The following is a 21,797-nucleotide window of genomic DNA, read 5'->3' as shown; positions in this document are numbered from 1 at the left end:
GTTTATGTGGGATTCAGTCAGCGCCCTTCGTAGCCGTCCCAATAGGCGCCCACCGCTTCCTGCGACAGCACCTGGCGACGCTTAGGATTGTCGGAGCCGCTGTAGGCGCGATTGATGAAAATGGTTTTGTGTTCCATGTTCTGTTGGAATTCCGGGCTGGCCAGATAGTCGGCCTTTTTCTGCGCCTCGCTGCGCGCCACGCCCGCCGCGCGATCCTTTTTCCCCTGCTGGTAGAACTGTTCGAACATCGGCACGGCGTTTTTAATGCTGCCGTTCACATCGGTGCGGAATTGCGGATCGAAGTCGTCGCGGGTTTGATAAACGTAGTGTTTGGCATGCTGCTCGGCGCTGCTGAGGTGATGAGTGCAGGCGCTGAGCGCCAACAGCGGCAACAACAGCGCCGCGCTTTTCAGTCTTTTCATGTCGTCTGTCCCTGTCAGTGAGGAAGGTTCCTTTAGCGCCACGAGCATAGCGCCGGCCCCCGGTGAACGTCAAACGACAAATCGCGCATCACTTTGTTTTATATTAATATTATATACATTGATTGGTATTCATTGCCTGAAACACTATGCTTTAACAGACAGGGTAAACACTCACCGACAGCGAGGCGGCCAATGAAACCGATCGACAAAAACGTGGGGGAGTACGACCTCACAGCGGAAAAAAAAGCGGGCATGATCACCGGCACTATCCGCGGTGAACTGCCGGACAGCGACGCCAACCTGCCGCTGGTGCCCTTCTCCGGCACCTTCGCCGGCCCGAGCGTGGCCGACGCCATCGCCGATATCCAGCAACAGTTCCCCGACATCGAACCGGCGATTATCGACGACTTGCGCGAGGAACTGCTGAAGGCCGGGTTCTAAATCGGATCGCGGTGCCGCACGAACGGGCTGTAGACCGGCGCGCCGGGCTTCAGCGCCAGATCGGCGTCAAAATCGTCATTGCGGTTGAACGGTACCGCCGGCCAGGCGGCAAGATCGCTTAAGCCTTCCCGATACGCCTGCGTCACCTGCGCCAAAGCGGCGTTCTGCGCCCGCAGCTCCTCGCCCGCCAATCCGCCGCGCACGCCATAGACCAGGAACGGCTCCAGCACGCTAAAGCCGATATAGTGCAGCGCATGCATGATCGGCCACAGCATCAGCCGCATATCGCCGTCGCGCCCGTCCGGCGCGCAGGCCTGAGCGGAAGCGCCGGCGGTAACGGTCAGCAGCGCCCGTTTGCCGCTCATCACGCCGTTCTCATGGCGGTGGCGGCTGTCGTACACCCCGCCGTAAACGAACACCCGATCCATCCAGCCTTTGAGGATGGCCGGCGCGCCGAACCACCAGAAAGGGAACTGCAGCACCAGCGTATCCGCCCAGCGCAGCAGCTCGATATGCCGCCGGATCTCCGCCGGCAGCGCCTGGATCGTCCAGTGATGGCGCTGCTCCTGCATCGCATCGAACCTGTCCGCCTGCTTTCTGCTGGGGTAATGGCCGGCGCCTTCGCGCGGATCAAACCCCTCCTGATACAGATCGACCGTCTTCACCTGGTGCCCCTGCGCCAGCCAGGCCTGCCGCGCCTGTTCGGCCAAATGGGCATTGAAAGAATGTGGCTCGGGGTGAGCCAGCACAATCAGCACGTTCATCCTGTTTCTCCCGCGGTAAGGTGGTGCTGCTATGCTGTGGCTTTATCGCATCCTTGGCAATTACGCACCTGAAGGTAACCCCCCATGGCCTATCCCGGCGACGTCTATTCGAGTAAATGCTCCGCGCGCGATGCGCTGGCGCTGATTTCCGGCAAGTGGGTGATGCTGATCCTGCCCGCGCTGGCGCAGCGGCCGATGCGCAACGGCGAGCTGCTGCGCCGCATCGACGGCATTTCACAGAAGGTGCTGACGCAAACGCTGCGCCAGCTGGAACGCAACGGGCTGCTCGAACGGCTGGATTTAAGTGAAAAGAATCAGGCGCATGTGGAATACCGGCTCAGCGCCGTCGCCTGCTCGCTGGTCGAGACGCTGACGGCGCTGGACCGATGGGCGGAATACCATTTCCCCGAGTTGGACGCCGCCCGCGAGCGCTATGATGCCGACCGCAAGCGCGCGGCCGATTAAAGCGGTTTGGCCCGCAGCGTCTCGCCGCTGCGCACGAAGTTGCCCGCCCCCAGATGATGAATCGTATGCAGATCCGCATTGGCGGCGGTGAAGTTCCAGCGCCCCTGCTGGAACACCCGCTCGTCCGCCGCCGCGCTCAGCACCTCGCCGAAGCAGGTGTCGTATTTTTCCTGCGCGCCGCTTTCCGGCAATAAGCGGCACTCCAGCCACGCCACGCAACCCTGTTCGATCAGCGGCACCTGTAGGGTGGCGCTCGGCGCCGCGGCGATGTGGAAGCGGGCGAACTTGTCGTCATCCAGCCCGGACACGCTGCCGACCGCGTAGGTGGCGTCGATGAACATGGCCGCCGGCACGCAAATGCCGAATACGCCGCTCTCCTCGATCATTTGCCGGCTGTGCGCCCCTTTGTCCACCACGATGGCGATGCGCGGCGGGCTGAACTCCACCGGCATCGACCAGGCGGCGGCCATCACGTTGCGTTTGGCGCCGTCGCGGCTGCGGCTGGTGATCAATACCGTCGGGCCGTGGTTCAGCAGGCGGCTGGCGTGTTCGAGGGCGACAGGGCGAAAGTGGCTCATCGGGAAATCCTTGCGAGTGAGTGATTGCCCAGCAGTGTAGATCTGCGCTGTGGCGGCAGGCAACGCAAGGCGCACAGAATGCGCAGCTGAGGCGCTTGTTCCCCGTCGCGCCATCCGTTATCTATAGTTAAATCAATTCGCCGCTAACGGCTCCCCCCACCTGAGGATCTTGCCTTGACGTTTTCAAAACACCCTATCGCCGCGCTGGCGCTGGCAAGCGCCGGCCTGCTGTCGGCGGGCAGCGCACTGGCCGCTTCCGATGCGCTGGTGTACTGCACCGTCGCCTCGCCGGAATCGTTCAACCCGCAGCTCTCCAGCTCCGGGCCGACCTTTATCGCCACCTCGCAGGTGCTGTACAACCGCTTGGTAACGCTGCGCGAAAGCGATAAAACCCCTGCCCCTTCGCTGGCCACCGAGTGGAGCGTCAGCCCGGACGGCAAGACCTACACCTTTACCCTGCGCCAGGGCGTGAAATTCAACAGCAACAAATATTTCACCCCAACGCGCGACTTCAACGCCGAAGACGTGGTGTTCACCGTGATGCGGCAGAAGGATCCCGCTAACCCGTATCACAAGGTCTCCGGCGGCAACTATGAATACTTCACCGACATGGGCCTGGATAAACTGATCGCCAAGGTGGAAGCGGTGGACGAGCATCACGTACGCTTCACGCTGAGCCAGCCCAACGCCGCCTTCGTCGCCGACTGGGCGATGGATTTCGCCTCGATCCTGTCCGCCGAATACGCTGACGCCATGCTGAAAAAGGGCACGCCGGAATACGTCGACAACTGGCCGATCGGCACCGGGCCGTTCGCGCTGCAGCAGTACAAGCAGGATTCGCTGATCCGCTACATCGCCAACCCGCACTACTGGCAGGGCGAAGTGGCCAGCAAGCATCTGATCTTCTCGATTACGCCGGATCCGCAAACCCGGCTGGCCAAGCTGAAGACCAACGAGTGCCAGATTATCCCGGCACCGCTGCCGGAACAGTTCGCCGCCATCAAGGCCGACGGCAACCTGCAGCTGCACGACATTACCGGGCTGAACGTCGGCTATCTGGCGTTCAACACCCAGAAAAAACCGTTCGACAACCTGCTGGTGCGCCAGGCGCTGAGCTACGCGGTGGACAAGAAAGCGATCGTCGCCGCAGTGTTCAAAGACAGCGGCACCCCGGCCAACTCGCTGCTGCCGCCGGGCATGCTGGGCTACAACGATACACTGCCGGAGTACGCCTACGATCCGCAGAAGGCGCGCGAGCTGCTGAAGCAGGCCGGGCTGGAGCAGGGCTTTGAGACCGACATCTGGTCGATGCCGGTACAGCGCCCCTACAACCCGAACTCGAAGCGCATCGCCGAGATGATCCAGAGCGACTGGGCGAAGGTGGGCGTGAAAGCCAAGATCGTCACCTGGGAGTGGGGCCAGTATCTGGCCGGGCTGCGCAAAGGTGAACAGCAGAGCGCGCTTTACGGCTGGGTGTCGGACAACGGCGATCCGGATAACTTCGCCACCCTGCTCGGCTGCGCCGGCGTGCAGAGCGGCGCCAACGTGGCGCGCTGGTGCGATAAGGATTACGACAGCCTGATCCAGCAGGCGATCCAGGAGAACCAACCGCAGGCGCGCGCCAAGCTGTATCAACAGGCGCAGGTGATCTTCGCCAAACAGGCACCGTGGCTGCCGCTGGCCACCGGCAAGGTGTTCTACGCCACCCGCAGCAACCTGAGCGGCTATGTGGTGGACGTGAACGGCAGCGACTTCGCCAAGGCCAAATTAAACTGACCCCAGGGCGCCGCAGCGGGGCTGCGGCGCCACCCGCCTCATCGCTTAATAAGCTGCCAGCCTCTGAACCTACCGCGCATTAACTTCACAACTTACGATGCTAACTGCCTCCCCTGACGCCAGGCACTTAACCCACTAAATTCATAGCTTAATAAGCCTATCCCCCTGGCATTTTGCTTAAACTGCATGCAGGCGCTTTCCTCGCCTGTAACATTTCGTTACCATCGGCGCACAGACCCTTTAACATCAGAAGGTAACCCGGTGCCAAACACCTACATGCCGTGGCAAATCCGCCTGCACTGGCTGGTGGCGATCCTGCTGGTCATCACCTGCGCCGCCATCGAGCTGCGGGGCTTTGCCGAGCCGGGCAGCGCGCCTTGGTACGTGCTGGTCGTCACCCACTTCAGCTGCGGCGTGACGGTGTTTGCGCTGATGATCGCCCGCCTGTTCCTGCGCTGGCGTCACGCCTCTCCCGCTATCACGCCCAAACCGCCCAAGTGGCAAACCGGCCTGGCGCATCTGACGCATACCCTGATTTACCTGCTGCTGTTGACGCTACCGGTGCTGGGAGTGTATTCGCGCTATCTGGGCGGCAAGGAGTGGTACCTGTTCGGCCTGCCGATGCCGTTCGCCGAGGTGGCCGATCGGCCGCAGGCGCGGATGATTATCGGCTGGCACAAAACGCTGGCGTCATTCGGCTACTGGCTGATCGGCCTGCATGCCGCCGCCGCGCTGTTCCACCACTACATCGTCAAGGACAATGCGCTGGTGCGCATGCTGCCGTTGATGAAAAAGCGCTGACCACCCGGCGCCAGGGATGAATTTTCGGGCCACGCCCGCTGACAGGGAATGACATGCAAACCCAATTTTTTCATGTGACCGTCGAGCAATGCGCTAGCCAACAGACGGCGCCCGACAACCTGGTGAGGATCATCGCTTCCGGCCAGACGTTCTTTTTTTACCGTGACGACTTCAGCGACAGCGAAAATCTGCTGGCCAGGCTCGCCGCCGGCGATCGGGTGAAGATCGGCGCCCACCGCCTGCGGGACGGCAGCTACTGGCTGCACTGGCTGCTGCACGGCACGAAAGGCCGCCTGGAGCCCGACAGAACGCTGAAATACAAGCTGAAATACTTCGACCTGCTGCTGCTGGGCGCGGCGCTCACCGGCGGTTTCCCGGCGGGCTTTTTCATCATGGACCGGGAAGATTCCTGGCTGACCATCGCCCTGTTCTTTATCGCCATTATCGCCGGCCTTATCGGCATCGGCCTGCTACTGTTCGTCGGTTCGGAGCTCCTGCTGATAGCGCACCGCGGCCGCAGGCGCCTGCTCAGGGCGCTGGATCGCGTGCTGCAGGGGCAAGACGTCACGCCGCCCGGCTCGCTCAGCCTGAAAATCCCCGGCATCAGATACCGGGCCATCCGTGCAGACGCAACGCCAGTGCCCACAACGCAACAAACCGAGTTCCCCCTCCCTGACGGCGTCGAGGCCTCCGGCATCGAGACGGTCAACGCCCTGAGCTACGAACTCCTCCACTATGAGATCCCGCGGCAGGTGCAGTATTTGGACACTTATGCGTGGCGCCAGAAGGAGACGCACTTCGCGTTGACGACCCGCGCGCTCAACGTCCCCAATACCAAACTGCATCCGGTATTTCGTCGGCAACATCCGCTTTTCATCGCCAAAGGCGATTCGCTGCAGGTGTTGTATTGCGAGAACGACACCGTCCCCGAGCTGCCTACGGTGCGTGGGATCATCAATCACCGCGATCGCCAGACCTATCTCATCGGCGGCAGCCGCTACTTCACCGAAGCCGGCCTTAACCTGAGCACGCGCGTCGTCTTCATCCTCGGCGCGATCATGATGTGTTTGATGCTCGGCCTGATCGTGTGGGATAACGCCGATACCCCAGCGGGCGTTTACCTGGATGCCTGGACCCTGAAGCGCCTCGGCAGTGAATTGCCGCCGATTCTGCTGCTGCTGATGCTGATGATCAGCGGCCTGGCGCTGCTGATCGAGGGCTTCGCCCAGATCTGTCGCCTCTACGCTTTTGAGCAGCACCGCACGTTTAAGACGTTCAAATACCTGCGCAATCTGCGCCGCAGGCTATGGCGGCAGGAGCAGGTGACGGAGCTGAAATGATGACGTTAGCGCTTTATAAAAGACCCCTTATTATCCTGACGCTGTTTTTGGCCAGCGCGCTGGGCGTCTATTTTCTCGCCCCTGAGCAACGCTATGCACAGTGGCAATGGACCCAGAGCGACGAGGCCTTGCCGACGATAGCCCGTTACGATCTCATCCACAGCTACCCGGCGCAGGACGGCGCTCTGCTGCTCATCAGCAAAAGGAGCGAACGCGGGGCTTACAATAGCTTTTACGGCTGGGCGGCCAACTACCTGAGCCAGGTGTTATTCACCGGCCCGAAGGGGCTGCAGATGCTGGGGCAACTCGACGAGTTGATCTACGATGCGGTTTGCGTCGAGCAGGAGTGCGTGCTTTTTCTATCCAAGGGGCGCAGGCTGGTCGATGTGCAACGGGGCACCATCGGGCCACTGATCCCCTGGCCGGAGGGTGACGACAACCTGCCTTCCTTTATCGGCGGCAAACTGGTGGCGCTGCCGGGGCAACGCGCGCTGTATTTCATCAGCACCGAAGGCGTATTCTACAGCCCGGACTTTGGCGCCCATTGGCGGCAAACGCTGGATCTGCCGGCGCAGCTGGACGCGCGGCAGCTGCTGGGCTTTGAGCGCGGCGAGGAGGACTCACCGACGGTTAACGCCGCCGGAAAGCGCAAATCCATGCCCGAGATCTTTACCGCCGTTGATGGCGAACGCGTGCTGTTCTGGATGAACCCGGTGCTCGGTTCCGGCGCCCTGCACATCGCCGTTAACGGCAAAACCGGCGAGGTGGCCGAACTGCATTGGCTAACGGTGCGCGTGAAGGAAAGCGCCCAGGCCCCGGATGGCGGCATCTACCTGATCGCGCAAACGCTGGACAGAGGGCTGTATCAGATCCTGCGCTATCAGTCCGACGGCCGGCTACAGGTGATGCTGGAGACCGGTTACAAGTCGCTGTATCAGCTGTGGGCCGGCAACAAAACGCTGGTCGCCCAAACGGATAACGGCGATGCGCGCCTTTCGCTGATTTTCGATCTGCGCTCATCCGACGTGCGCTACCGGCAGCCGTTGGAGTATAGATACAACGGGCGCGACGACGCACGTCAGACCGTGATCGAACCGGAAAGCCACTATGGCGATGACGGGGAGACCCCGCCACTGCCCTACTTCGTTCGCTATCGTTCCACCACGCCATGAACATAAGGAACCTGCCATGCTGCTAGGTTATGGCGCCGGCGCCGCAGGATTGCTGGCGCTGTTGTTGGCCCTGCTGCTCACCGGTATCCTGCTCACCTGGTGGGGCTGGCGCTACGCTTCTGCCCGCTGCGGCCGCCCGCGACCGCCGCTCTCCTGGGGCGGCTATCTGTTGGCCTCGGCGCTGGCGGTCTACCCGGTGGCGTGCGCGCTGATGCTTATCGGCATCGCCATCCAGGACATCAAGAGCCAGCGGGCGGAAGATCGTTGGAATCAACGCAGCTACCTGACGCTCGACGAGGCAAAGCCGTTCGGTGAAATCACGCTGCCGAAGGGAAGCTGGGTAAATCGGCAGGAGCCACGCCTGCCCGGCACCGAAGACAGCCCCATCACGATGAACGGCGTGACCGCCGTACGTTTTCCTCAGCCACAGAGCGTGGCCGGCGTGCCGATCATCGCCTTCGAGGTTTTACCGCCGGTGATGGAGCTGGCGAGCGCGCACACCTTTACCCGCCCGAGCGGCCAAAGGGTGCACTGCGAAGCCGGTTGGCTGGTCACCTTCTTGTTGCCGCCGGATCGGCCGGCCCCGCAGTGGGAGGAGTGGCAGGCCGGGCTGCCTGCGGCGGCGTTTCGGCCCAGCGACTGGATCTTTAGGGAGTGCTTCTCCGGCAGCCCGATCGCCGTACTGACCTTGCACAACGGCGAAGTCAGGGTGCTGCCTTAAGCCTTACGCCGTGGCGTTGGGCAAGCGCACGGTCACGCGGTTATTGGCCGTGGGCAGCGGCAGCGGCGCTTCCTGCCAGCTCACCGCGATAACCAAGACCGGCGGCGCCGCGACACGCGCCCCACGCCCGTCGGGCCCCACGCCGTAGGCATCCCATTCAATCACAAACACCCCGCCGTCTTGCGGCTCGACCCGCTCGACGAAAAAAGTGGTGTCCGAACCGCGCCCGCCCGCCGGTTTATGCGCGTAAGCGAGCAGGCTGAACCACTCGCCGGCAAAGTGCAGATGGTACAGACCATCGACGATATGCTCGCCGTGGAACTGGCAGCCGCCGACGCTCAAGCCGTCACCCGACGGGGATCCCGCCACGCGTTCGAGATCGCGCACAAAACGATCCGTCGGCCGGTTATCCAGCAACAGCTCATAAGGGGGCGCGTGCAGCAGCGCGGCCGGATCGTCCGCCTGGCGCAGATCCGTCGGCAACATCGAGCGCGCCGCCAGCGCCCGCCCGCTGGGTAAAGCGATCGCCAGACGATCCGCCGGCTCCTCAGTCCACTGGGGCACCCACAGACCGCGCACCTGACGCAGCGGCGTAGCCTCCGCCTGCCGACACCTCGCCCGCAGCCGCGCCAGCGCCTCAGCGGAACCGGCGGCCAATGCCGCCTGCTCGCGATCGGTCAGCGCAGGCAGCGCGTACATCACTCGGGCGGCAGGCTCGTACACCGCCAACCCCTCACCCTCGCGGCTGCGGGTCGGGATCAGGCGCAGCTTGCCGCCGTCCACGTCCTGCGGCGCGGCACAGGCGCTATGCACAATCGCCCCGTCACGCAGCAGCAGCGTCCAAAAATTGGGGCCGCCCATGCCCAGCTCCCCCACGCCGCCAATCTGCCGATCGCTGTCGCCGGCGTGCGGCATCTCAATCGGCTGCGAGCGCCAGTCGGTCTTGCGCCATTCTGCCGCCTCTGCGGGGTCTTGCGCGCTTTTAGCGGCGTACTTCGCCCATTGCAGCACGGCAAACAGCGCGATGCACAGCACGCCGAAAACCGGGTGATCCTGCCAAATCAACAACCAACCGACGATCAAAAGGGCCCAGGCGGCCATGGCGATATCCTTTTCCACGAGAAAACCGCCTGATTCTAGCTCAGGCGGTTAGCAGGGTTGAAAAATATCGCCATCAGGCCAGGCGCTATTTGCCCTTGGCCTGGAACAGCTGGTTCACCAAGGTCGTCGCCGGCATATCCAGCGCCCCGTACAGTTCACCGGCTTTGGCATCGCCATTATCCCCCAGCCACTCTACTCCCACCGTACCGTAATCCGTCGGGATCACTCCGGCCTGAATCAGCCGAGCCATCCCCGCTTCATGCTTGGACTGGTTGAAAGTGCCGGAGGCATCGATCACCACATAGGTGTCGTACCCCGCCACTTTGGCAGTGATCGCCGGGAACCCGGCACACACTTCCAGCGATACGCCGGCGATCACGATCTTTTTGCGGCCGGTGGCCTCGACCGCTTTGCGCACGTTTGCATCGTCCCAGGCGTTGACGCTGTGGCGATCGATAATTTTCACACCCGGCAACGCAGCCTTGAGCTCCGGAATGATCGGCCCGAACGGGCCGTTGGCACCGGTCGACGTCACGACCACCGGGATCCCCATCACCTGGGCCGCTTTGGCGAGCGCCACGACGTTATGCTTCAGCGTCGCGCTGTCCATATCACGCACGCCGGTGATCAGGCCGATCTGATGGTCAACCAACAACAGTACCGAGTTGTTGCGATCCAACAGCTGCAAAGGGCCAGACGCCTGCTGCGTCTGAGTATGTGGCTGCGACGCAGCCGGCGCGGCGAAGGCCGGCTGCGCCGCCCCAGCCATAGCAATGGCCAAGGCCAACGTGCGGTAAAGGGTTTTCATGATGCTTATCCTCATTTCAACAATGGTGTGCCTGCAGGATAAAACCGCATCAATGAGGGTTAAATAGGCGACAATAGAAGCTATCATTGCAAAAATGATCACAATGAGGTGCGCGATGTCTGTTTTTCCGCTCGATCTCAACGCCATGTATTTTTTCACCCAGGTCGTTGAGCACAAAGGATTTACCGCTGCCGGCAAAGCGCTGGGTATCCCCACCTCTCGCCTGAGTCGCCAGGTGGCGCAATTGGAACGCCAACTCAACCTGCGGTTGCTGCAAAGAACCTCGCGGCGTCTCCAACTCACCGACGTCGGCCACGAGGTCTATCAGCACTGCGTCGCAATGATGCAGCAAGCGCATCAGGCCCAGCAGGCGGCCTTGCGCACGCTGGCGGAACCGAACGGTACCGTACGCTTCAGCGTGTCACCGCTGCTGGCGGACGAAGTGATCGCATCTATTTTGCCGACGTTCATGGCGCGCTTCCCCCGAGTGAACGTGGAAACGCACGTCACTGCCCGACGGGTAGATCTGTTGGAAGAAGGGCTGGACTTCACCCTCCGCGGACTTGGCATCGCCAACGAGGCCGCAGGGCTCATTCAACGGCGGCTCGGCACCGCCAAATGGCTGCTGGCCGCCAGCCCGGCATGGCTGGCGCGACACGGCGCCCCCGCAACGCCACAGCAGCTGAGCGATATGCCCTGCCTGCTTTACCCGCCACAGCAAGGCGCGCCGGGCTGGCGGCTCTACGGGCCGGAAAACGCCGTGATTAACGTGCCCTTCTCGCCCCGGTTAAGCAGCGATAATTTGCAGGTCATCCTGCATGCCGCCCTTGATGGACAAGGCATTTGCGGTATCCCCTACTACGCCTGCCGCCAGGCGCTCGCGCGCGGGGATTTACAAGAGGTGCTCAGCGGGTGGCATCCACAAAATGGCGAGCTGGTGCTGCTTTACCCATCACGGCGTGGTGTGCCACCGGCGGTAAAAGCGCTGATCGAATTCTTTTGCCAGGAAATACCGCCGCTGCTGGACGACCGCTAACCGCAGGTAAAGATGATTATTCCAAACAAAGTCAATAATAAGCCTGGCAATATATCCGGAATGCACCTGACGTTATTTATGTAACTGCACGGATCACATAAATAACGCTTCACAGAGTGATTCCAACGTAAAGAAATAACTCTCTGCATATCAATGAAATACTTACAACCAGATTAAAAAATGAAAGATGAATGCAGAAAAAAACCGCAATAATTTGTGTATATTCTAAACATTGACTATGTTTAGACATACTATTTATATGCAGATAAAAACGCTGAATAAAAAAGAGAAAGGCGTTTAGCGAAGTTAAATCAACCCCGCCAATCACGAGGGTAAAAACTATTTTATAGCAATATTCCGAGGGGGTTTAATTTCCACGGAATGGGTAACCTTGCGTTTTATCAAGCCAATAGGCTACACACCGCAATTAATAACATTAATAGTATTCCGGAGAGCGACAATGAAAATCGTTACAGGCATTATCCTTACCTCTGTAGCCGCCTTCAGCGGCGCGGCTTACGCGGCCGATGCGCAGCCTACCACCGGCAGCGCGGCGGTGACGCTGGAACACGTGCACGCCGTGATGGAAAACGGCAGCCCGGCGCCGCAGCACGACGCCGCCTGCAAAAAAGAACTTTCCATGCCGGAATCGAAATATATGGGCATGAAGGTTAAAACCGATTACACCATCAACAGCAGCACCATGATGATGTCGGCCAAATCGATGTTCCCATCGCCGGATTCCATGAAGCCCATGGAGCTGACGGTCGATCTCTCCGCGTTGGGCCTGGCGGATGTGTATGCCTTCGGCGCCTTTAAACCGGCCGCACTGCCGCAGGCCTATATTTATTTCACCATCGACAAGGATTTTAAAAATCCGGTCAGTACCTTTATGATCATCAACCAAGGCAAGCAATATAACTGCGTAATCTCCAGCTCGAATAAAATGATGAGCAAAGAGATGCGCGGCAAGATGATGATGAAAAAACAGTAGCGGAATGAAAAGCGGCGCTCCCCTTAACAGGAAGCGCCGCCAGAAAACGCGTTAAATCAGACCAGGATTGTATTTCTGGTTGAATTTCTCTTCCGACTGGAACAGATAAATAATGCCTTCGATAAAGCCGACAATCGCCGGGATCCCCGTCCAGCAGAACAGCAGGTAGAACAGCCCCCACCACTTCATGCCCAGGTAAACAATGAGCTTTCCAAACTGTGGGACGGGTATCACGACGCACATACCAAAGAGAACGTGTCAGGATACAGCAACAAGAAGTTCCGCCAGTACATCGATACTTACTGCGGCAATCCATCGAAATCATTTATAAAAAAAGCGACGCAAATAATAATCACATCTGGGAAGTAAAGGTGTGGGGAGACAATCAGGAAACACAAGAGTACTTGTATCTCCGCAAGGCGCTGGAAGACACCTACGAGAAATATCCCCCTCCCGCAAAGAGATAAATTAATCGTTGTCCTCTCTCCGGTTGGGGAGGGGATAACAAAGATCTTGTCGGCGTATCTCCCCTTGTTTTCGAACACACCAATAGAGTCCTCATTCTCACAGTTATGTATCCTTCTCCTTATACTGATCTTCTCCGCAAACAACGTGTGCGGCCGTCGTTCGGAATCGGACTGAGCACAAACATGATAACGCAGTGATTTTGCACAATGCAGAGTGTCTAATTACAGTGGGGTTGTGTCGAAAATAAAATACAAACCGGCCGTTGATGCGCTGACTGAAAAAGCTAAAGGCAGTGGGAATAGCCGCCTGGGCAAGGCGGCTGTGATATTCAGGGAATGATTAACTATCAGAAATGACCATTGCAATCTGCTGACAAGCCTTTATTTAGGCAAAAATCAACCATACTCCCCCAAGAAGGCCCACCGCCATTAGGATACATTACACTTGATGGCGTTCCGGGGGCCCAACATGTCCCGTTTGCATCGATATAAGTCCCGTTATCAACACCGCGTTGATCGACTACATTTGTGGATTCACGGTGACCATCAGTTACAAATCCGCCGCTTACTGATGCTAACATGTTACCTGTTAACTCTTTCATTAATAATTTCCTTATAAAAAATATTTTATTACTCACATCCATGCTTCAATACTGACGTGTATTCATCGTAAAATGAAACACGTCTTAACACATCACCTTTGAGTAAGGTAATTTTGTTTTTCTTGTATGGCAGAAAAAGAGGGTCCATTTCGCGATAAGATAGCTTGATTAGGCCGCAAGCAGCATATAGCTTGGCTTCTGGAGTGGCTTTTTCATCTTTTGCCAACCTAATAAAAATGTCTTTTGAGTTATTCTTATTCAGAATGGCGTTATATGCCATTTCACCGTCACTTATTTTACCAGCAAAGCCATTCATTCCAAGCGAAAAAAAAGATGTCTTTTTCAGTATTTCATACTCTGTGTTTTCAGCTGCCTTCAGAAAAGAAGAGTGTAATATCAAGAATGGAATAAGAAGTTTTAAAATTCGCATAGTAAGTTCCATTACCCTCGAGTTCCCTTTATTCATTACCTTAGCACTATAAACAAATCGGGTTCAAGAGGCAATGTTGAAAATATCATGCAGAGATAGGGTAATGCCTTCGTTGAACAGAGGGAGCAGCGTATGAATCCCTCTAAGGCTATTTTTCTGCATAACATCGTCCTGTGAGAGGTACACTGGCACTGCAAATGTGGCACTCAGTTAAAGTGAGCTGCAGGAGACGCTGGCTGAACATAGCTTGAATGCCGAACACTCCACGATAGAGTTTTATCCCGTATATTGCTCAATAATCTAGTGACACCAGCTCACCGCAATGCTGGTGTTTAACGAATTGTTGACGGCATAATAGGGCAGGACTAAATTCCCCCTCTCTTTATAAGGAAGTAACAAGGTGTTTCGCCAGGAAGCGATCGATAATCAGAAAATGAAATGGCGTGGCCGGGCGCTCCTACTTCCTGGCATTCCCTTTTGGCTCACGGCAGGGCTCTGCCTGTTTTTTCTCATTGCTTTTCTCACCTTCGTGATCGCCGGTACCTATACCCGGCGGATCAATGTGACCGGCGAGATCAGCACCTATCCCCGCGCGGCCAACGTTTACTCCACGGTTCAAGGGGTAGTGGTCAAACAATTTGTCACCGAAGGGCAGGTGATCACCGTCGGAGCGCCCATTTACCAGATTGACGTCAGCAAAAGCACACGTAGCGGTGTAGTCAGCGATAACCAGCAACGGGATATCGATGGCCAGTTGGCACGCATTGCGCAAATCATCAGCCGACTGGAAAGCAGTAAGCAGGCCACGCTCACTATGCTGGAAAAACAGAAGGCGCAATATACCGCCGCGTTCTCACGCTCAACCGACATCCTTCGGCGTGCTCAGGAAGGGATACGCATCATGAAGGAGAACATGGAGAACTACCGACACTATCAGACCAAGGGACTGATCAACAAGGATCAGCTCACCAACCAGGTGGCGCTGTATTACCAGCAGCAGAACAACTTGCTGGGCCTATCCGGCCAGAACGAACAGAATGCACTGCAGATCACCGCGCTGGAAAGCCAGATCCATACCCAGGCCGCCAACTTCGACAACCAGATCTACCAGATGGAGCTGCAGCGCTACGAGCTGCAGAAGGAGCGGCTCAACATCGATGCCGGTGGAGCGATCATCGTTCGTGCGCTGGCCGATGGCCGCATCGATTCTCTGAGCGTCACGGTTGGCCAGATGGTCAACGTGGGTGACAGTCTGCTGCAAGTGATCCCCCACGACATCGATCACTACGCCCTGGTGCTGTGGGTACCTAACGATGCCATCCCCTACATTGCTGCCGGTGACAAGGTCAATGTACGTTATGACGCCTTCCCGGCGGAAAAATTCGGCCAGTTTGCCGGTACGGTGTCCGTCATCTCCAAAGCCCCGGCCTCACCGCAGGAAATGCTGACCTATCAGGGGGCACCCAAAGCGGCGCTGACCGCCGCCGTGCCGTACTACAAGGTGATTGTCATTCCGGAAAAACAGGCCATTGCCTATGACGGTAAACGTCTGAGCCTGGAAAACGGCATGAAAGCGCAAAGCACCCTGTTTCTGGAAAAAAGGAGGATTTATCAGTGGATGCTGTCGCCGTTCTACGACATGAAACACAGCGCGACGGGGCCGGTCAATGAGTAAGCCTGCATTCAAACAGCTGGTCAGCCAACTGGATCTGCGGCTACGTCACCGGGTTCCCATGGTGCACCAGACCGAGTCGTCGGAATGCGGGCTGGCCTGTCTGGCGATGATATGCGGTTACTACGGAAAAAACATCGACCTGATCGCGCTGCGCCAGCAGTTCAACCTGTCAACCCGCGGTGCAACACTGGTTGGACTGACCGGTATCGCCGAGCAACTAGGGTTGAGCACCCGTCCCCTGTCTCTGGATCTGGACGAACTCAACGCGCTGAAACTGCCCTGCATTCTACACTGGGAATTCAACCATTTCGTGGTGCTGGTCAGCGTCAACGGTCACCGCGCGGTGCTGCATGATCCGGCGCGCGGACGCCGGGTCATAAGCCTGACGGAACTGTCGCACAGTTTCACCGGCGTAGCGCTTGAGGCCTGGCCTGGCAGCGAATTCACCGCCGACAGCATTCGCCACCGCATTCACCTGCGCACGCTGATTGGCAGCGTACACGGGCTCAAGGGGGCGCTCGGCAAAATCTTTTGCCTGTCTCTGGTGTTCGAAACCATCAACCTGGTGATGCCCATCGGCACGCAGTTGGTGATGGATCACGCTATTCCTGCCGGGGATCGCGGGTTACTGACGCTCATCTGCGTTGGGCTGATGCTGTTCATCCTGCTGCGGGCCGCCATTGGCATGGTGCGTGCCTGGTCCGGACTGGTCATGTCGACGCTCATCAACGTGCAGTGGCAATCCGGTCTGTTTACCCACCTGTTGCGCCTGCCGCTCGGTTACTTTGAACGGCGTAAGCTGGGTGACATTCAGTCACGCTTCAGTTCACTGGATACGCTGCGCAGCACTTTCACCACCAGTATTATCGGCGCCATCATGGACGGCATCATGGTGATTGGCGTGCTGGTGATGATGGTGCTGTATGGTGGCTGGTTGACCTGGGTGGTGATCGCGTTCACCGCGCTTTATGTGCTGATACGCCTGCTGACCTACGGGTATTATCGCCAGCTGTCCGAAGAGGCGCTGGTGAGAAATGCCCGCGCCGGTTCCTATTTTATGGAGACGCTGTACGGTATCGCCACCGTCAAGATGCAGGGCATGGCGGAACGCCGCATCGCCCACTGGCTAAATCTTGAAATCGACAGCATCAATACCGGTATCCGGATCACCCGAATGGACATGCTGTTTGGCGGGATCAACACCTTCGTGGCGGCCTGTGACCAGGTTGTTATTCTGTGGTTGGGAACCAGTCTAGTTATTGATAATCAAATGACTATCGGCATGTTCGTCGCGTTCGGTGCTTTTCGGGGCCAGTTCTCCGATCGTATCGGGTCTCTGACGGCGTTTCTACTGCAGCTTCGCATGATGAGCCTGCATAACGAACGCATTGCCGATATTGCCCTGCATCCACGGGAAGATCGCAAGCCCGACCTCCCATATATCTCGGGAATGCAACCGATGAGGTTGTCCACCCACGCTCTGAGCTACCGATACGACAGCCAGTCACCGGCGGTCTTTGATGCCTTGGACATCAACGTTGCACCGGGAGAAAGCGTAGCCATCGTGGGCCCGTCCGGGGCAGGCAAGACCACGCTGATGAAGGTGTTGTGCGGGCTGTTTCCTCCGGATTCAGGGAAGGTCGAGGTGAACGGCGTCGATATCCGGCAGCTCGGCATCAACAACTACCACAAGATGATCGCCTGCGTGATGCAGGACGACAAACTGTTCTCCGGCTCAATCCGGGAAAATATTTGCGGGTTCGTGGACGAGGTAGATAACGCATGGATGGAAACCTGCGCCCGAGCCAGCTATCTGCATGAAGTGATCATGAGAATGCCTATGGGGTATGAAACCCTGATCGGCGAACTGGGGGAAGGATTATCCGGCGGACAGAAGCAACGCCTGTTCATTGCCCGGGCCATTTACAAGAAACCGGCGATTTTGTTCCTGGACGAGGCGACCAGTGCGCTGGACAAGGACAGTGAAGCGAAGGTGAATCAGGCGATTAAGGCACTCAGCATTACACGGGTGATTATTGCCCACCGCGAAACCACCATTGCCTCGGCCGATCGCGTCATCGTTCTGACCCACAAGGCGGATCAATGAACAAATCACGCTTTGCATTTACGCTGGCCTGTTTTGCGCTGGTTCTTCTCATGGTGGGCCTGTCCTTTTACCCCTGGTTTCTGAGCGATAACGCCGCGTTTGTGCAAACCGGTCTGATGCTACCCGTGCTGTATCTCCTCGAGTTCGGGCTCATCGTCCCGTTATATTTGGCCTTTTTTAGCAAAGAGCACGGTATGGGCGTGGGAAAAATTAACGGGCGGTTAATGATTGCGTTCACGGTATTCATTCTGCTGCTCCAATACCTAGGCGCCTATATTTTGGGGATTAGGAAAGCAGAAAGCTGGATGACCGAACAAGAAGCGGTAAGGGGCTGCGTATTTTGGGTGAACACGCTCCTGTTGGTCTTTCTCGTTCCCATTTACGAAGAAATGGTATTCAGAGGGTGTCTTTTCAGTGGGTTGTTGCAGATATTCAAAGGCAATATCTATTGGTCTGCACTCACGACGTCAGCTGTCTTTGCCATCCTGCATACCCAGTACTCGGATATCCGCACGTTCATGATCCTGGCACTGGTATCGCTGCTTTTGATTGCTGCACGCATTGTATCGAGAGGAGTGGCCATGCCGGTACTGCTGCATATGCTGATGAATGGCTTCATCATGGCGACTAGCTATTACTTTTCATAGCGTTAGCATCGAAAACAAGGCCTCCACCCATCACTTTTTCCTGAGTCTCAGCACATTTTTTTTCCACCATGCGCTGGTAACAAAGGCATAGACTAATGCGATAACGGCAGAATAGCATAGGGTTTTTATGACTAAAATTGATTTAAATTCAGCCCCTTGAACAACATCCACTACGGTAAAACAAAATAGAAAAAGAAAAAAAACACGGATAAATTTCTTCATGGCGAAATGAGCTTCTCCTTTAGAGTGGCCGGGAGGTATTCCCGGCCAGCACTGAATTACCAGTGGCATTGTCCATTAACACTGTTTTTGTTGCTGTCCCCGCCAAAGGCACCACGGTCGTTACCGCCGTTGTTACTGTGAGTGGCATTCCATGCAGCATCAAAACTGGCCGCGCCAATAACACCACCGAGAGCGGTACCTGCAATCGCACCTAATGGTGCACCTGGCCCAGTGAGCATCCCTCCGATAACACCTCCGGCAGCTGCCGCTGCCGCTGCCGCGGCATCACGCCCAGAATCATGGCCGCGAGAGCCGCCACCATTATCAGTACGATCGCCGCCGTTGTTACCGCGACCGCCAGAGACAAAACCCAGCATAGAAGGATCAATAACTTTCATAAACAACTCCTTTTGATGATGAAACAACAGTGTGTAAAGTTATGTAAAGCGACTAATTATTAACCCACACAACGTGAGGTTTCAAGGAGAAATTGTTAGAAAAGTTTAAGTTTTTCATTACTAGATCATCATTCGCAGGGCTGACTGCACTCCGGCGACGCCCGGTTAAAAATGACAGGGTAGCAATACTGACGTTATCCAGTACACCCTTTATGCATAGGATATTTGATCCGAGTATGTCTGTTTTCGCATCTGATGAGAAAAAGAACGAAAATGGCATAGCGGTTATATACTCCATATGCCACACATCTGCATACTAGACCTATGCCTTATAGGCCATGAAATCAGGAAGACATCATGCAAACTGTATCAATTTTTAAAATGACAATAACAATACCGCTAAAAATGGCAACCTGAGATATACATTGGCCAGTCTATTTTTGCCCACTTAAAATGACCGCTTAGACTTGTTCCGAAGTAACCTGTTGTGGCCGCTCTCTAATGTATTCCGTCAGCGAGCGCGCTATGATTTCCTATGCTTCACTCAGGATTCTGAACAGATAATGTCCGATAAGTCCTGCTCTTCAATCCACTGCCCCTGTGGCAAATCCGGTCAGCACCTTTATGATCATCAACCAAGGCAAGCAATATAACTGCGTAATCTCCAGCTCGAATAAAATGATGAGCAAAGAGATGCGCGGCAAGATGATGATGAAAAAACAGTAGCGGAATGAAAAGCGGCGCTCCCCTTAACAGGAAGCGCCGCCAGAAAACGCGTTAAATCAGACCAGGGTTGTATTTCTGGTTGAACTTCTCTTCCGATTGGAACAAATAAATAATGCCTTCGATAAAGCCGACAATCGCCGGGATCCCCGTCCAGCAGAACAGCAGGTAGAACAGCCCCCACCACTTCATGCCTAAGTAAAACTTGTGAATGCCCAACCCACCCAGGAAGATGGCCAGCAGGGCCGCCGCGAGCTTGTCTTTTCTGCTCATATAGTGCACTTCTCCTAACTTCTCACCGAACCACCGGCATGTCCAAAAAACGGATGCCGCTCCACAGAGCGCCGCATCACAATGCTTGAGGAGAAAAACATTCATCCATCAAGACTCAACAGGGGTAATTATAACAGCGGATGATTAAACGGTTGTTTAACCGGCGAAAAGGTAAGCAAAGGGAATCTGAAGGAGAGGTGGTGCCGATAATAGGATAAGAACTTACACCATAATAGTTTGATATAAAACAAAAAAATATGTAAAAAAGCAAAGCTACACACATATATATACACTAACTAGGCATATAGCATAGCCCACTAATCCTCCTTCAGTACAACTCCCTGCAGATAACGTGCCATACCAAAAAGATTTATCATGAAACTGTCCACTCTCTTCACTAGATTAATTTCTTCTTTATATTCATGGCATTAATGTATTAATACACTTAGCCCCCCCCTTCACCCTACTTCACTTTCAGACACGAATAGGTTCATGACACTCAAAAGCCAGTCGAAAGGCACGCCTCTCTTAGCACAAAGCCCATCGCCTGTGACAGCTCCCCCTAGTCTCAAGCAGACGACCATTTTGTCCCTGCCCCAAAATTCTGAGCCATTCAGAAACAGAATTCCGGCATGATCTACACTCCCTAAACGAAGGTGGTACCGATGAAAAAATCACGATTCACCAAAGAGCCGATTGTCTTTGCTCTGAAGCAGGACGAACTGGGTACGTCGGTGCTTGAGGTCTGACGTAAGCTGGGCATTTCTGATGCCACGTTCTATGTGTGACGCAAGAAATACGGTGGTATTTCGCCCTCTGAATTGAATCACATGCGCCAACTGGAGCTGCTGAAGAAACTGGTGGCTGATCTGAGCCTCGATAAGGCGATGCTGCAGGACGTGCAGGCAAAAAAGACCTGACGCTGGCACGGCTGCGCGAATGGGGCCAGGACCTGCAGGCGCGTTACGGGGCCAGCGAAAGACAGATCTGTTTTGCGCTGCGGGTTAGTCGCAGCTCGTTTCGCTATCGCTCCGTGGCAGCCGATGACAGTGTGCTGCGCCTTCGTATCCGTGAGATCACAGAAACCTGCGTGCATTACGGATACCGGCGGGCTCACATCCTGCTCAAGCAGGAGGGCTGGCAGGATAATCATAAACGCATTTACAGTATTTACCGTGAACAGAGACTGTCCCTGCGTCTCAAAAGACCGCATCGCAACAAATCAACACAACGCCACCACAGCCTCAGGGGCTTTATCCGAACCATGTCTGGGGCATGGATTTTGTCTCTGATGCTCTGTTTACAGCCGCCGGTTGTGTCTGTTGACGATGATTGATCTGTACACCCGCGAATGTCTGGGGTCTGTGTCGGGTAGAGTCTGCGCTCAACGGAAGTCGCGGAAATGCTGGATAGCATCGCGCTCAGTCGCCCGCTTCCTCGGTTGCTGTAAACGGACAATATCTCTGAATTTGCAGGGAAAATGCAAGATAAGTGGGTGTACGAGCGTGTGGTCCGTATTGATTTTTACCGGCCGGGAACACCAACGGATAATGCCACAGTGGAATCATTCAACGGCAAGTTACCCCAGAAGTGCCTGAACGAGAACTGGTCCATGCCGCTGGAGGATGCACGGTGCAAAATCGAGTCGTGGCGCATACACTATAATCAAAGGCGTCCCCATTTGGCACTGGACTGGATGACGCCATCCGAATTCGCTAAGAAGTCTGCTGGTTGCCAGAATATGCGGCCAACGTGAAACCGGTTATTCCTGACTATGGCTGGATCATATTCGGGGCCAAGGTCACAATCCGACATTACTAACTAAAAGTTTTTT

General features: G+C 56.3%; 23 protein-coding genes and 1 pseudogene. 13 read left to right on the top strand and 11 right to left on the bottom strand.

Features of this window, described 5'->3' with window-relative positions; genetic code table 11:
- Positions 1-17: 17 nt before the first annotated feature.
- A complete protein-coding gene (locus ACJ8QI_RS00520) occupies positions 18-422 on the bottom strand; it encodes an Exc2 family lipoprotein (protein ID WP_089185538.1) in 405 nt (134 codons plus the stop codon).
- 192 nt (positions 423-614) lie between these two features.
- Here ACJ8QI_RS00520 and ACJ8QI_RS00515 point away from each other — a divergent pair, with 192 nt between their 5' ends.
- Positions 615-863: a hypothetical protein gene (locus ACJ8QI_RS00515; protein ID WP_038873128.1), complete on the top strand. Its 249-nt coding sequence runs from the start codon at positions 615-617 to the stop codon at positions 861-863.
- Here the strand turns inward: ACJ8QI_RS00515 and ACJ8QI_RS00510 are convergent.
- Positions 860-1,627 carry an NAD(P)H-dependent oxidoreductase gene (locus tag ACJ8QI_RS00510; protein WP_070915491.1) on the bottom strand — a complete coding sequence of 256 codons (768 nt, stop codon included), beginning with the start codon at positions 1,625-1,627 and terminating at the stop codon, positions 860-862. The two genes, ACJ8QI_RS00515 and ACJ8QI_RS00510, sit on opposite strands and share 4 nt — an antisense overlap.
- A gap of 84 nt (positions 1,628-1,711) precedes the next feature.
- Here ACJ8QI_RS00510 and ACJ8QI_RS00505 point away from each other — a divergent pair, with 84 nt between their 5' ends.
- Positions 1,712-2,092: a winged helix-turn-helix transcriptional regulator gene (locus ACJ8QI_RS00505; RefSeq protein ID WP_038873124.1), complete on the top strand. Its 381-nt coding sequence runs from the start codon at positions 1,712-1,714 to the stop codon at positions 2,090-2,092.
- Here the strand turns inward: ACJ8QI_RS00505 and ACJ8QI_RS00500 are convergent.
- A complete protein-coding gene (locus tag ACJ8QI_RS00500) occupies positions 2,089-2,670 on the bottom strand; it encodes a flavin reductase family protein (protein WP_060423165.1) in 582 nt (193 codons plus the stop codon). The two genes, ACJ8QI_RS00505 and ACJ8QI_RS00500, sit on opposite strands and share 4 nt — an antisense overlap.
- 174 nt (positions 2,671-2,844) lie before the next feature.
- On the opposite strand from ACJ8QI_RS00500, the gene ACJ8QI_RS00495 reads away from it, so the two are divergent.
- From ACJ8QI_RS00495 to ACJ8QI_RS00475, 5 genes are all read left to right on the top strand, one after another.
- Entirely contained in the window at positions 2,845-4,446 is a 1,602-nt protein-coding gene (locus ACJ8QI_RS00495) for an ABC transporter substrate-binding protein (RefSeq protein ID WP_442531944.1), read from the top strand.
- Positions 4,447-4,722: 276 nt separating this feature from the next.
- Positions 4,723-5,247, top strand: a complete 525-nt coding sequence (cybB, locus tag ACJ8QI_RS00490; protein ID WP_154747807.1) for a cytochrome b561 — start codon at positions 4,723-4,725, stop codon at positions 5,245-5,247.
- Positions 5,248-5,300: 53 nt separating this feature from the next.
- Positions 5,301-6,587, top strand: a complete 1,287-nt coding sequence (locus ACJ8QI_RS00485) for a hypothetical protein (RefSeq protein ID WP_442531943.1) — start codon at positions 5,301-5,303, stop codon at positions 6,585-6,587.
- The gene (locus ACJ8QI_RS00480) at positions 6,584-7,759 is read left to right on the top strand and encodes a hypothetical protein (protein WP_442531942.1); all 1,176 of its coding nucleotides are present in this window, start codon (positions 6,584-6,586) and stop codon (positions 7,757-7,759) included. The genes ACJ8QI_RS00485 and ACJ8QI_RS00480 overlap by 4 nt, the downstream gene beginning before the upstream one ends.
- A gap of 16 nt (positions 7,760-7,775) precedes the next feature.
- The gene (locus ACJ8QI_RS00475; RefSeq protein ID WP_442531941.1) at positions 7,776-8,480 is read left to right on the top strand and encodes a hypothetical protein; all 705 of its coding nucleotides are present in this window, start codon (positions 7,776-7,778) and stop codon (positions 8,478-8,480) included.
- A 3-nt stretch (positions 8,481-8,483) separates the two neighbouring features.
- Here the strand turns inward: ACJ8QI_RS00475 and ACJ8QI_RS00470 are convergent, their stop codons facing one another.
- Together ACJ8QI_RS00470 and ACJ8QI_RS00465 are read right to left on the bottom strand one after the other, a co-directional pair.
- Positions 8,484-9,599, bottom strand: coding sequence for a hypothetical protein (locus tag ACJ8QI_RS00470; RefSeq protein ID WP_442531940.1), 1,116 nt, complete (start codon positions 9,597-9,599; stop codon positions 8,484-8,486).
- A gap of 67 nt (positions 9,600-9,666) precedes the next feature.
- Entirely contained in the window at positions 9,667-10,389 is a 723-nt protein-coding gene (locus tag ACJ8QI_RS00465) for an isochorismatase family protein (RefSeq protein ID WP_195873684.1), read from the bottom strand.
- Positions 10,390-10,504: 115 nt separating this feature from the next.
- Between ACJ8QI_RS00465 and ACJ8QI_RS00460 the strand changes: the two genes are divergently transcribed.
- Together ACJ8QI_RS00460 and ACJ8QI_RS00455 are read left to right on the top strand one after the other, a co-directional pair.
- Positions 10,505-11,425: a LysR substrate-binding domain-containing protein gene (locus ACJ8QI_RS00460; RefSeq protein ID WP_442531939.1), complete on the top strand. Its 921-nt coding sequence runs from the start codon at positions 10,505-10,507 to the stop codon at positions 11,423-11,425.
- 460 nt (positions 11,426-11,885) lie between these two features.
- Positions 11,886-12,419 (top strand): hypothetical protein, encoded by a 534-nt coding sequence (locus ACJ8QI_RS00455; RefSeq protein WP_060423146.1) that lies wholly within the window; start codon positions 11,886-11,888, stop codon positions 12,417-12,419.
- Between the two features lie 51 nt (positions 12,420-12,470).
- On the opposite strand, the gene ACJ8QI_RS00450 is transcribed toward ACJ8QI_RS00455, so the two are convergent.
- The 3 genes from ACJ8QI_RS00450 to mchS3 form a co-directional block, all read right to left on the bottom strand.
- Positions 12,471-12,608, bottom strand: coding sequence for a TM2 domain-containing protein (locus ACJ8QI_RS00450; RefSeq protein WP_164268409.1), 138 nt, complete (start codon positions 12,606-12,608; stop codon positions 12,471-12,473).
- Positions 12,609-13,233: 625 nt separating this feature from the next.
- A complete protein-coding gene (locus tag ACJ8QI_RS00445; protein ID WP_204275850.1) occupies positions 13,234-13,488 on the bottom strand; it encodes a hypothetical protein in 255 nt (84 codons plus the stop codon).
- A 28-nt stretch (positions 13,489-13,516) separates the two neighbouring features.
- The gene (mchS3, locus tag ACJ8QI_RS00440; protein ID WP_197802442.1) at positions 13,517-13,930 is read right to left on the bottom strand and encodes an MchS3 family protein; all 414 of its coding nucleotides are present in this window, start codon (positions 13,928-13,930) and stop codon (positions 13,517-13,519) included.
- Positions 13,931-14,318: 388 nt separating this feature from the next.
- Between mchS3 and ACJ8QI_RS00435 the strand changes: the two genes are divergently transcribed.
- The 3 genes from ACJ8QI_RS00435 to ACJ8QI_RS00425 are packed head-to-tail and all read left to right on the top strand — an operon-like array spanning position 14,319 to position 18,347.
- Positions 14,319-15,593 (top strand): HlyD family efflux transporter periplasmic adaptor subunit, encoded by a 1,275-nt coding sequence (locus ACJ8QI_RS00435; protein WP_197802441.1) that lies wholly within the window; start codon positions 14,319-14,321, stop codon positions 15,591-15,593.
- Positions 15,586-17,700: a peptidase domain-containing ABC transporter gene (locus ACJ8QI_RS00430; protein ID WP_197802440.1), complete on the top strand. Its 2,115-nt coding sequence runs from the start codon at positions 15,586-15,588 to the stop codon at positions 17,698-17,700. Before ACJ8QI_RS00435 ends, ACJ8QI_RS00430 begins: the two co-directional genes overlap by 8 nt.
- Positions 17,697-18,347, top strand: coding sequence for a CPBP family glutamic-type intramembrane protease (locus ACJ8QI_RS00425; RefSeq protein WP_197802439.1), 651 nt, complete (start codon positions 17,697-17,699; stop codon positions 18,345-18,347). Before ACJ8QI_RS00430 ends, ACJ8QI_RS00425 begins: the two co-directional genes overlap by 4 nt.
- A gap of 30 nt (positions 18,348-18,377) precedes the next feature.
- On the opposite strand, the gene ACJ8QI_RS00420 is transcribed toward ACJ8QI_RS00425, so the two are convergent.
- From ACJ8QI_RS00420 to ACJ8QI_RS00410, 3 genes are all read right to left on the bottom strand, one after another.
- Positions 18,378-18,569: a hypothetical protein gene (locus ACJ8QI_RS00420; protein ID WP_197802438.1), complete on the bottom strand. Its 192-nt coding sequence runs from the start codon at positions 18,567-18,569 to the stop codon at positions 18,378-18,380.
- A gap of 56 nt (positions 18,570-18,625) precedes the next feature.
- Positions 18,626-18,967 (bottom strand): hypothetical protein, encoded by a 342-nt coding sequence (locus tag ACJ8QI_RS00415; RefSeq protein WP_192974011.1) that lies wholly within the window; start codon positions 18,965-18,967, stop codon positions 18,626-18,628.
- Between the two features lie 777 nt (positions 18,968-19,744).
- Positions 19,745-19,963, bottom strand: a complete 219-nt coding sequence (locus tag ACJ8QI_RS00410; RefSeq protein WP_015376761.1) for a TM2 domain-containing protein — start codon at positions 19,961-19,963, stop codon at positions 19,745-19,747.
- A gap of 665 nt (positions 19,964-20,628) precedes the next feature.
- Here ACJ8QI_RS00410 and ACJ8QI_RS00405 point away from each other — a divergent pair.
- A pseudogene (locus tag ACJ8QI_RS00405) lies at positions 20,629-21,719 on the top strand (IS3 family transposase).
- Positions 21,720-21,797: the final 78 nt, after the last annotated feature.

Origin of the sequence: Serratia sp. CY84636, assembly GCF_052166245.1 — a bacterium.
Classification (GTDB): domain Bacteria; phylum Pseudomonadota; class Gammaproteobacteria; order Enterobacterales; family Enterobacteriaceae; genus Serratia; species Serratia nevei.
This window is presented reverse-complemented; position numbering and strand designations above follow the sequence as displayed.

Excerpts from the sequence above, each read along its gene's own strand:
- ACJ8QI_RS00485 (WP_442531943.1), top strand. The coding sequence starts at position 5,301 with ATGCAAACCCAATTTTTTCATGTGACCGTCGAGCAATGCGCTAGCCAA.
- ACJ8QI_RS00505 (WP_038873124.1), top strand. The coding sequence starts at position 1,712 with ATGGCCTATCCCGGCGACGTCTATTCGAGTAAATGCTCCGCGCGCGAT.
- ACJ8QI_RS00445 (WP_204275850.1), bottom strand. The coding sequence starts at position 13,488 with ATGAAAGAGTTAACAGGTAACATGTTAGCATCAGTAAGCGGCGGATTT.
- mchS3 (WP_197802442.1), bottom strand. The coding sequence starts at position 13,930 with ATGGAACTTACTATGCGAATTTTAAAACTTCTTATTCCATTCTTGATA.
- cybB (WP_154747807.1), top strand. The coding sequence starts at position 4,723 with ATGCCGTGGCAAATCCGCCTGCACTGGCTGGTGGCGATCCTGCTGGTC.
- ACJ8QI_RS00465 (WP_195873684.1), bottom strand. The coding sequence starts at position 10,389 with ATGAAAACCCTTTACCGCACGTTGGCCTTGGCCATTGCTATGGCTGGG.
- ACJ8QI_RS00510 (WP_070915491.1), bottom strand. The coding sequence starts at position 1,627 with ATGAACGTGCTGATTGTGCTGGCTCACCCCGAGCCACATTCTTTCAAT.
- ACJ8QI_RS00425 (WP_197802439.1), top strand. The coding sequence starts at position 17,697 with ATGAACAAATCACGCTTTGCATTTACGCTGGCCTGTTTTGCGCTGGTT.
- ACJ8QI_RS00475 (WP_442531941.1), top strand. The coding sequence starts at position 7,776 with ATGCTGCTAGGTTATGGCGCCGGCGCCGCAGGATTGCTGGCGCTGTTG.
- ACJ8QI_RS00460 (WP_442531939.1), top strand. The coding sequence starts at position 10,505 with ATGTCTGTTTTTCCGCTCGATCTCAACGCCATGTATTTTTTCACCCAG.
- ACJ8QI_RS00450 (WP_164268409.1), bottom strand. The coding sequence starts at position 12,608 with ATGAAGTGGTGGGGGCTGTTCTACCTGCTGTTCTGCTGGACGGGGATC.
- ACJ8QI_RS00520 (WP_089185538.1), bottom strand. The coding sequence starts at position 422 with ATGAAAAGACTGAAAAGCGCGGCGCTGTTGTTGCCGCTGTTGGCGCTC.
- ACJ8QI_RS00420 (WP_197802438.1), bottom strand. The coding sequence starts at position 18,569 with ATGAAGAAATTTATCCGTGTTTTTTTTCTTTTTCTATTTTGTTTTACC.
- ACJ8QI_RS00430 (WP_197802440.1), top strand. The coding sequence starts at position 15,586 with ATGAGTAAGCCTGCATTCAAACAGCTGGTCAGCCAACTGGATCTGCGG.
- ACJ8QI_RS00515 (WP_038873128.1), top strand. The coding sequence starts at position 615 with ATGAAACCGATCGACAAAAACGTGGGGGAGTACGACCTCACAGCGGAA.
- ACJ8QI_RS00455 (WP_060423146.1), top strand. The coding sequence starts at position 11,886 with ATGAAAATCGTTACAGGCATTATCCTTACCTCTGTAGCCGCCTTCAGC.
- ACJ8QI_RS00415 (WP_192974011.1), bottom strand. The coding sequence starts at position 18,967 with ATGAAAGTTATTGATCCTTCTATGCTGGGTTTTGTCTCTGGCGGTCGC.
- ACJ8QI_RS00480 (WP_442531942.1), top strand. The coding sequence starts at position 6,584 with ATGATGACGTTAGCGCTTTATAAAAGACCCCTTATTATCCTGACGCTG.
- ACJ8QI_RS00500 (WP_060423165.1), bottom strand. The coding sequence starts at position 2,670 with ATGAGCCACTTTCGCCCTGTCGCCCTCGAACACGCCAGCCGCCTGCTG.
- ACJ8QI_RS00410 (WP_015376761.1), bottom strand. The coding sequence starts at position 19,963 with ATGAGCAGAAAAGACAAGCTCGCGGCGGCCCTGCTGGCCATCTTCCTG.